Raw genomic sequence first — 8,475 nt, 5'->3', positions numbered from 1 at the left:
CCCCCGGCACCACCGGAATTGCCCCGCCGCCGCCCGTCGGGCCGGCGCCCGACGCCGCGCGCGCGCCAGCGGTCGTGTTGCAGGTCGGCAGCTATTCCAGCCGCGAGAACGCCGACCGCGCGCTGGCCCGCCTGACCGCGGCCGGCATCGCCAGCGCCACGCTCAGCGGCGTCGACAGCGACGGCCGGCGACTGTGGCGCCTGCGCGTGGGCGCGAGCGACACCGAGGCCGACGCGCTGGCCCGCCGCATCGCCGGCCTCGGTTTCGGCCTGCCGCAGCGGGTGCGGGAGTGAGCAGGAAGTTCGCGGTTCGCGGTTGGCGGCGCGTGGCTGGACAGAGGCGGCGCTTCCGCGAATCCACGCCCTGCCGAGCATGAACCGCTGACCACGCAGCGCGAAACATCCAATCCCCCAGCCATTACAATCGCAAGACACTCATCACCTCCGGCTTCGGCCGCCCTGGAGTACGCCTCACCATGAAGTTCTTCCGTTCCGCCACGGTCGCCCTGGCCGCATTCGCCACCGCCGCGGTCGGCCTGGCCGCCGCGCAGACGCCCGCTCCTGCCGCCGCGCACGCCGCCGAGACGGTCGCGCCGGTCGCCATCCCGCCCGCGCCGAAGCCGGTCGGCACCGCGTGGGTGCTGGTCGACTACGCCAGCGGCAACGTGCTGGCCGGCGAAAACTACGACCAGCAGCTCGAACCGGCCAGCATCACCAAGGTCATGACCTCGTACGTGGTCGCCGCGGAGATGAAAAACGGCAAGGTCAGGCCCGACGACCAGGTGATGCTGAGCGAGCGCGCCTGGCGCGAGGGCGGCGCCGGCACCGACGGCAGCTACAGCGGCTTCGAGGTCAACAAGACCGCGCCGCTGATCGACATGGAGAAGGGCATGGCGGTGCAGTCGGGCAACGACGCCGCGATCGCGCTGGCCGAGCACGTCGCCGGCAGCGAGGAAGCCTTCGCCTCGCTGATGAACAGCTACGCGGCGAAGATCGGCATGAAGAACTCGCACTTCGTCAACGCGCACGGCTTGCCGGCGGAAGGGCACGTGACCACGGCCTACGACCTGGCGCTGCTGGGCCGCGCGCTGATCCGCGACTATCCGGAAACCTACGCCTACAACAAGATCAAGGAATTCACCGTCGGCACCATCACCCAGCCGAACCGCAACCTGCTGCTGTGGCGCGACGCATCGGTGGACGGCATCAAGACCGGGCATACCTCCAAGGCCGGCTACTGCCTGATGAGCTCGGCGCAGCGCGGCGACCAGCGCCTGATCGCGGTGGTGATGGGCTCGACCTCGGAGAAGCAGCGCGCCGACGACAGCATGGCGCTGCTGAACTGGGGCTTCCGCTTCTACGAAACCCACCGCCTGTACGACGCCGGCAAGGCCATCGCCACGCCGCGCGTGTGGAAGGGCAAGGTGAAGCAGGTGCAACTGGGCGTGGCCAGGCCGCTGCTGGTCAGCGTGCCGCGCGGCCGCTACAACGCGCTGAAGCCGAGCATGGAGCTGCCGAAGCAGCTGGTCGCGCCGATCGCGCAGGGCCAGGCGGTCGGCACGGTCAAGGTGACGCTGGACGGCAAGGTCGTGGCGCAGGCGCCGCTGGTCGCGATCGCCGCGGTCGAGCAGGGCGGCTTCTTCCGCCGCCTGTGGGATGCGTTCTGGATGTGGTGGGAATCGAAGTAAGCCCTTCCGGTTCCGCGAAAGAAGCCGGCGCAAGCCGGCTTCCGCGTTTTTCGCGCCGTTAACCACAACGCTGCGATCCGGGCGCACACTTGGGTTCCCGTCCCGCCGCCCCGATAATGCCGCCATGAACATCTCCTCCGATGGCATCAAGTCCGACAATCCCGAGCACGGGTTCCAGTTCCCCGGGGTCTTCGAGCTCAGCGCGATGGGCGCGGCCGACAAGGGCCTGGAGTCCGAGCTGCCGAAGCTGCTCAACCAGTGCGCCGGCGTCGAAGTGCTGGAAGAAAGCATTTCGTGGAAGCATTCGTCCAACGGCAAGTACGTGTCGGTGCGGATCAGCTTCCGGGTCGAGAGCCGCGAGCAGTACGACGCCGCGCACCAGGCGCTGCGCGACCACCCGGAAGTGAAATGGACGCTGTGAATCCTGCAGCCCCCTCCCTTGCGAAGCAGGGGAGGGCGGGGGAGGGGTTGCGAGCGCCGCAGGCGCGAGTGCTTTTGCCATGAGCGAAGAGATGCAACCGCAAAGGCAACAGCACCCCCTCCCAACCTCCCCCTGCACGCTGCGCGTGCAAGGGGAGGAGTTGTTCCCCTGCGTCGTCCGCGACCTCGGCCGCCGGCCATACGAGCCGGTGTGGCGCGCGATGCAGCGCTTCACCGACCAGCGCGGCGACGGCACGCCGGACGAACTGTGGCTGGTCGAACACGAACCGGTGTTCACGCTGGGCCAGGCCGGCAAGCCCGAGCACGTGCTGGCGCCGGGCGACATCCCGGTGATCCACGTCGACCGCGGCGGCCAGGTGACCTACCACGGCCCCGGGCAGATCGTCGCCTATCCGCTGTTCGACCTGCGGCGGATGAAGGTCGGGGTGAAGGAATACGTCTGCCGGATCGAGCAGGCCATCATCGACACCGTCGGCGAATGGAACATCCACGCCGAGCGCAAGGACGGCGCGCCCGGCGTGTACGTCAACGGCGCCAAGATCGGCGCGCTCGGCATCCGCGTGCGCCACGGCTGCACCTTCCATGGCCTCGCGTTCAACATCGCGATGGACCTGGAACCCTTCCAGCGGATCAATCCCTGCGGCTACGCGGGATTGCAGGCGGTATCGCTGCACGACCTCGGCGGCCCGTCGTCGATGGACGCGGTCAAGCCGGTGCTGCTGGAGAAGCTGGCCGAGCAGTTCCGGCTGGAGCCGCGTTCGTAGGAACGCCCGGATGCGTCCCTACGGGCGCCCGGCATCGTGACACAATCGGCGCATGACCGCCGATCCGACCGAAACCGTCGCGCAACGCGCGCTCGCCCGACTGCGCGATGCGTCTTCCGACGCCGCGCGACTGCTGGACGATGCCGGCATCGCCGCGAAAGTCGCCAAACTCGCCATCGCCAGCGACTTCGCGCTGGGGACCCTGTGCAAGCAGCCGGAGTTGTTGCCGCAACTGGCCGGCGACGCCACGACGCCGCGGCCGCCGCCGCAACTCACGGCGGACAACGCGGCCGAGTGGCCGGCGCTGCTGCGCCGCCATCGCGCCGCCGAATCGACCCGACTGGTCTGGCGCGACGTGGCCGAAGGCGCCGACGTCGACGAAATCCTCGCCGGCAGCACGCGGCTCGCCGAGCAATGCCTGCAACTCGCGCTCGACGCGCTGGAGATCGAATTCGCGCGCCGCCACGGCGTCGTCCGCAACGTTGCCGGCGAGCCGCAGCGGCTGGTCGTGTTCGGCCTCGGCAAGCTCGGCGGCGGCGAACTGAATTTCTCCTCCGACATCGACCTGGTCTACGCCTTTCCGGAAGACGGCGAGTCCGACGGCGCGCGTCCGCTCGCCGCCGAGGAATACTTCACCCGCCTCGGCACGCGGCTGGCGAGGCTGCTCGACGAGGCCACCGCCGATGGCTTCAGCCACCGCGTCGACCTGCGCCTGCGCCCGTTCGGCAACGCCGGGCGCGTGGCGTTGTCGTTCGCGGCGATGGACCTGTATTTCCAGCGCGAAGGCCGCGACTGGGAGCGCTACGCCTGGCTGAAGGCGCGCGCGGTGGCCGGCGACGTCGCGTCCGGCGAAGCCTGGCTGCAGGCGCTGCGGCCGTTCGTCTACCGCCGCTACCTCGATTTCACCGCGCTCGACGGCCTGCGCGAGATGAAGGCGATGATCGCCGCCGAAGTGGCGAGGCGCGAGCTGAGCGACGACGTCAAGCGCGGGCCGGGCGGGATCCGCGAGATCGAGTTCCTCGCCCAGGCGCTGCAGTTGATCCACGGCGGCCGCGACGCGTCCCTGCGCGAGCGGCGCCTGCAGCCGGCGTTGCGCGCGCTGGTCGCCGCGCGCCAGGTCGATGCCGGCGCCGGCGCGATGCTGGCCGATGCCTACCGTTTCCTGCGCCGGCTGGAGAACCGCCTGCAGATGCTGCGCGACGCGCAGACGCACGTGCTGCCCGACGATCCGGCGGATCGCGCGCGCATCGCCGTCCCGCTCGGTTACGGCGACTGGGACGCGCTGCGCGCCGAACTGGAAACGCATCGCGGGCGCGGCGCCGGCGAATTCGCCGAACTGCTGGCGCCGCGCCGCGGCCGGCGCGATTCGGATGCGTTGCAGGCCTACTGGCGTGCGCTGCCCGACGGCGGCGGAGCCGATGCGCTGGCGGCGGCCGGTTTCGTCGATGCCGCGTCCGCCGACGCGTCGCTGCGCGATTTCGCCCGCGCGTCCGGCGTGCGCGGCCTGTCCGGCGCCGCCCGCGCGCGGCTCGATCGCGTGCTGCCGGCCCTGCTCGAAGCCGCGGCGAAATCCGCGCGGCCCGACGCCGCGCTGCGCCGGCTGCTGCAGCTGCTGCACGCGATCCTGCGCCGCGCCAGCTACCTTGCGCTGCTCGACGAACAGCCGGGCGCGCTGGCGCGGCTGGTCGACGTGATCTCGCGCAGCGCCTTCCTTGCCGACCGCCTGATCGCGTTCCCGTTGCTGCTCGACGAACTGCTCGATGCGCGCGTCGCCGGGCCGCTGCCGGACCGCGGGGAGATGCGCGCCGGGTGCGAAGCGGCATTGCGCGACGACGATCCCGAGGCGGCGCTGCGCCAGCTCAACGAAACCCGGCTCGCGCTGAGCTTCCGCATCGCGCTCGCCGCGCTGGACAAGCGCCAGCCGGCGCAGGACAGCGCGCGCCAGCTCGCCTTGCTGGCCGAGGAAGTCGTGCGCGTGGCGTTGCGCATGGCCGAGGGCGAGGTCGCCGCGGCGCACGGTCGCGTGCCGGGCGGGCGCTTTGCGGTGATCGGCTACGGCACGCTGGGCGGCGAGGAACTGGGTTTCGGTTCCGACCTCGACCTGGTGTTCCTGTACGACGCCGCGGCCGACGCGGTTTCGGACGGCGCGCGCCCGCTGGAGGCTTCGCGCTGGTACGCGCGGCTGACCCAGAAGCTGGTGGCGTTGCTCGGCGCGATGACCAGCGCCGGCCGGCTGTACGACGTCGACGCACGGTTGCGCCCGGACGGCGGCAAGAGCCTGCTGGTGACTTCCCTGGCCAGCTATCGCGACTACCAGCGCGAACGCGCGTGGACCTGGGAACACCAGGCGCTGGTGCGCGCGCGCGGCGTCGCCGGCGACGGGTCGCTGTTGAACGATTTCGAATCGGTGCGTACGCAGACCCTGTCGCGCCCGCGCGACGCCGGCAAGCTGCGCGACGACGTGGTGAACATGCGCAAGCGCATGCGCGCCGAGCTGGACCGCAGCGACGAGGCGCACTTCGATCTGAAGCAGGGCGAGGGCGGACTGGTCGACATCGAGTTCCTGCTGCAGTACCTGGTGCTGCGCGAAACGCCGGCGCATCCGCGGCTGCCGGCATTGCGCAACACCGGCGAACTGATCGAGACGCTGCACGCCGCCGGACTGATCGATGCGGCTTCGCACGACGCCTTGTCGCAGGCGCATTCGCTGTACCTCGCCGAGGGATTGGCCTGCACGCTGGACCGGCGCAAGCGGATCGTGCTGGAGACGGAAGCGATTGCCACGATGCGGGCTAAGGTGACGGGGGCTCTGGGCAGTAGCGGGCTCAATTTCCTGGACCGCTGACTAAACCAATTGGCAGGCATGTGTCCTGAAAAACCATTTAGGTTTGTGGACTAATAGGGGTCAAGTGCGTGGAAGAAGAACTTCGCAGACTAGTTGTTGAATGCACGCAAGATGGACTCGCGAATCCATTGCGTCCTGATCGCCATATAGAGTTTTCCGATCGATATGGGATCACTGTCGAGCGGTTCTATTACTGCTTCGCCAAGATTGTTGCACTAGACTTTGCAGATGGTGTTATGTCGTTCTCGGACGGAGACGGCGCTATGAACCGCCTCTGGAGCATTTCGGATTTCGGGTTAACTGGCTTTGCGTTGGAAGTATTCGAAGCTTTTGATGAAGGCGAATACACGCATAGTGATGACCCGTCGGAAGTCATCCCATGGCAAAAATACACACTTCCTTGGGTCATGGAGGCTCTTACTAAAGATGGTTTACTGGCGCGTGTTCAGTCCATTCAAATGCAACGCGGCAAATAGGATGGAGTTTCTGATCGCGTTGACAGCGTGAGATCATAAGACGACCATCCGTCGGTCAAGTTGTGGAGCGGTCGGACATGGCCGAGAACAAGACCAAGGCCACGCAGGCGAGCGTCGAAGGCTACTTCGCCGCCATCGCCGACGAAGCCCGGCGCGAGGATTGCGAAGCCCTAGCCAGGCTGATGGCGAAGGTCACGAAGCAGCCGCCGGTGATGTGGGGAACCGGCATCGTCGGCTTCGGCAACCACCACTACCGCTACGAAAGCGGCCGCGAAGGCGACATCTGCGCGGTCGGCTTTTCCTCGCGCAAGGGCGACATCAGCCTCTACCTGACGAACCTGCCCGACCGGGAAGGGTTCCTTTCGGAACTCGGCAAGCACAAGGCCGGCAAGGGTTGCCTGTACGTGCGCAGGCTGGCCGACGTCGACCTCGAGGTGCTCGAGAAGATGATTGCCGCATCGTACGCGGCGAGCAGGGCCGCCTAGGATCGGGCTATGGGTTGTCCGATTGCAGCCCCAGCCGTTCCTTCACGATCGCCGCCACGCGCGCGGTCTCGCGCAGCGGCTCGGCTTCGAACGGCGCCAGCGCCGCATCCATCTCGCGCACGCGGCCGCGGGTCAGCAGGGCGTCGACGAAATTGCGCGGCCGGCCGCCGAGGTGCCACGGTTCGAACACGAACACCGGCGCGCGCGTCGCGCAGGCCTCGGATAGCATGTTGACCGAATCCGGCGTGCAGACGATGCGGTCGGCCCAGGCCAGCAGGCCGGGGTAGGGATTCTCGCCGTCGGCCTGGCCACGCCAGGTGACGCCCCGGAACTTGCCGAAACGGGTCCGCAGCGCGTCGGCGATGCCCGCCGGCGTGCGCCGCGACGCCGTCGCCAGCAGGCTGCCGCCGTCGCGGGCCAGCGCGGCTTCGAGCTTCGCCGCCAGCGCCTCGAACGCGGCCGCGTCGAAGTGCCAGTGCGCGCTGTCGCCGCCGAGCAGCAGCGCGGTGCGCGGCGAAGGCAGTTCGGCGAAGGCGGCGAACTGCGCGCGCGCCCCGGCCAGCCACGCGTCGTCGACCGGGTTCAGGCTGCCGAGCAGGGTGACGACGTTGTCGCCGCGCAGGCCGTCGTGCTGCGGCACGACCACCAGGTCCCAGTGCGACGGATCGATGCGCGGGTCGAGGATCTGCACGGTCCTGACCCGTTCGTCCTGGGCCTGTCGAAGGGCGCGTTCGCGCAGCAGCCGCGTGGCCAGCGCCGCCTGCCGGCCGCAACCGATCGCGAGGCGCGGCGGTTGCGCCAGGGCCCGCGCGAAATCCGGGCCGAACGCCGCGCGCGCCGCGCCCGGCAGGCGCCGCGGCGCGAGCCAACGCCACGGCGCGCGGGACTGCAGCACGACATCGCGGGTCGCCCCGCCGAGCGCGCTCGCCAATGCCCCGGCCTGGCGGCGGTTGCCGGCATGGCCGTCGGTCAGCGTCCACGCCCGCGGCGCAGGCCCGGCAGCGACCGACGGCTGGTCATCCGGCGCTGGGTTTGTGAGTCGTTCCACGAATCAAAACAATCCGTTCCGGTTGGTTCGGGTGTCGTCGAAGTCGCAACACTCTACACTGCGGGCCGGTCTCAGAACCCGCTTCTTCCTTCCCAGCAGGAATTCACCCGATGTCCGAACCCCTGAACACCGCCGCGCTCGACCAGCTGTTCAATACCGCCCGCACCTACAACGGCTTCGGCGGCGAGATCAGCGACGAGACCCTGCGCCGATTGTACGACCTGCTGAAGTGGGGGCCGACCTCGGCCAACAGTTCGCCGGCGCGCTTCGTCTTCGTCAAGTCGCCGGAAGCCAAGCAGAAACTGGCCCCGGCGCTGTCCGAAGGCAACCGGCAGAAGACCCTGGCCGCACCGGTCACGGTGATCGTCGGCTTCGACCAGGATTTCCACGAGAAGCTGCCGTACCTGTTCCCGCACACCGACGCCAAGGCGTGGTTCGACGGCCCGCGCGAAGGCCGCCACGAGGCCGCGTTCCGCAACGGCACCCTGCAGGGCGCCTACCTGATCCTGGCCGCGCGCGCGCTGGGCCTGGACACCGGCCCGATGTCGGGCTTCGACAACGCCCTGGTCGACGAAGCCTTCTTCAAGGGCACCACGATCAAGTCGAACTTCCTGGTCAACCTCGGCGCCGGCGACCCCGCCAGCATCTTCCCGCGTTCGCCGCGCCTGCCGTTCGACGAAGCCGCGCGCATCGAGTGATTCGCGCGCGCTCGAGTCCGCCTTCGCCATA

The 8,475-nt window shown here is 69.1% G+C and carries 9 protein-coding genes; 8 read left to right on the top strand and 1 reads right to left on the bottom strand.

Features of this window, described 5'->3' with window-relative positions; all coding sequences use genetic code 11:
- The 7 genes from CSC71_RS11365 to CSC71_RS11335 all read left to right on the top strand — a co-directional run.
- Nucleotides 1–293 (top strand): SPOR domain-containing protein (locus CSC71_RS11365; protein WP_162374492.1); only part of this gene is annotated, 293 nt, incomplete at its 5' end.
- Nucleotides 294–475: 182 nt separating this feature from the next.
- Nucleotides 476–1,687 (top strand): D-alanyl-D-alanine carboxypeptidase family protein, encoded by a 1,212-nt coding sequence (locus CSC71_RS11360; RefSeq protein ID WP_162374491.1) that lies wholly within the window; start codon nt 476–478, stop codon nt 1,685–1,687.
- A 124-nt stretch (nt 1,688–1,811) separates the two neighbouring features.
- Complete coding sequence (locus CSC71_RS11355; RefSeq protein WP_162374490.1) at nt 1,812–2,108, top strand: DUF493 family protein; 297 nt, start codon at nt 1,812–1,814, stop codon at nt 2,106–2,108.
- A 160-nt stretch (nt 2,109–2,268) separates the two neighbouring features.
- Nucleotides 2,269–2,892, top strand: a complete 624-nt coding sequence (gene lipB / locus CSC71_RS11350) for a lipoyl(octanoyl) transferase LipB (protein WP_246192176.1) — start codon at nt 2,269–2,271, stop codon at nt 2,890–2,892.
- 52 nt (nt 2,893–2,944) lie between these two features.
- On the top strand, nt 2,945–5,737 hold the full coding sequence (gene glnE, locus CSC71_RS11345; protein WP_162374489.1) for a bifunctional [glutamate--ammonia ligase]-adenylyl-L-tyrosine phosphorylase/[glutamate--ammonia-ligase] adenylyltransferase: 2,793 nt from the start codon (nt 2,945–2,947) through the stop codon (nt 5,735–5,737).
- Between the two features lie 68 nt (nt 5,738–5,805).
- A complete protein-coding gene (locus CSC71_RS11340) occupies nt 5,806–6,213 on the top strand; it encodes a hypothetical protein (protein ID WP_162374488.1) in 408 nt (135 codons plus the stop codon).
- Nucleotides 6,214–6,290: 77 nt separating this feature from the next.
- Nucleotides 6,291–6,698 carry a DUF1801 domain-containing protein gene (locus CSC71_RS11335; RefSeq protein WP_162374487.1) on the top strand — a complete coding sequence of 136 codons (408 nt, stop codon included), beginning with the start codon at nt 6,291–6,293 and terminating at the stop codon, nt 6,696–6,698.
- A 7-nt stretch (nt 6,699–6,705) separates the two neighbouring features.
- Here the strand turns inward: CSC71_RS11335 and CSC71_RS11330 are convergent, their stop codons facing one another.
- On the bottom strand, nt 6,706–7,746 hold the full coding sequence (locus tag CSC71_RS11330; protein WP_162374486.1) for a mitochondrial fission ELM1 family protein: 1,041 nt from the start codon (nt 7,744–7,746) through the stop codon (nt 6,706–6,708).
- A 110-nt stretch (nt 7,747–7,856) separates the two neighbouring features.
- On the opposite strand from CSC71_RS11330, the gene CSC71_RS11325 reads away from it, so the two are divergent.
- Complete coding sequence (locus tag CSC71_RS11325) at nt 7,857–8,444, top strand: malonic semialdehyde reductase (protein WP_162374485.1); 588 nt, start codon at nt 7,857–7,859, stop codon at nt 8,442–8,444.
- Nucleotides 8,445–8,475 lie beyond the last annotated feature (31 nt).

The organism is Pseudoxanthomonas sangjuensis (assembly GCF_010211755.1).
GTDB lineage: Bacteria > Pseudomonadota > Gammaproteobacteria > Xanthomonadales > Xanthomonadaceae > Pseudoxanthomonas_A > Pseudoxanthomonas_A sangjuensis.
The sequence above is the reverse complement of the archived record's forward strand: the minus strand, read 5'-3'. Positions and strand labels throughout refer to the sequence as shown.

What these genes read in the sequence shown, in the direction of transcription:
- CSC71_RS11325 (WP_162374485.1), top strand. Translation starts at nt 7,857, where the DNA reads ATGTCCGAACCCCTGAACACCGCCGCGCTCGACCAGCTGTTCAATACC.
- CSC71_RS11355 (WP_162374490.1), top strand. Translation starts at nt 1,812, where the DNA reads ATGAACATCTCCTCCGATGGCATCAAGTCCGACAATCCCGAGCACGGG.
- CSC71_RS11335 (WP_162374487.1), top strand. Translation starts at nt 6,291, where the DNA reads ATGGCCGAGAACAAGACCAAGGCCACGCAGGCGAGCGTCGAAGGCTAC.
- glnE (WP_162374489.1), top strand. Translation starts at nt 2,945, where the DNA reads ATGACCGCCGATCCGACCGAAACCGTCGCGCAACGCGCGCTCGCCCGA.
- CSC71_RS11360 (WP_162374491.1), top strand. Translation starts at nt 476, where the DNA reads ATGAAGTTCTTCCGTTCCGCCACGGTCGCCCTGGCCGCATTCGCCACC.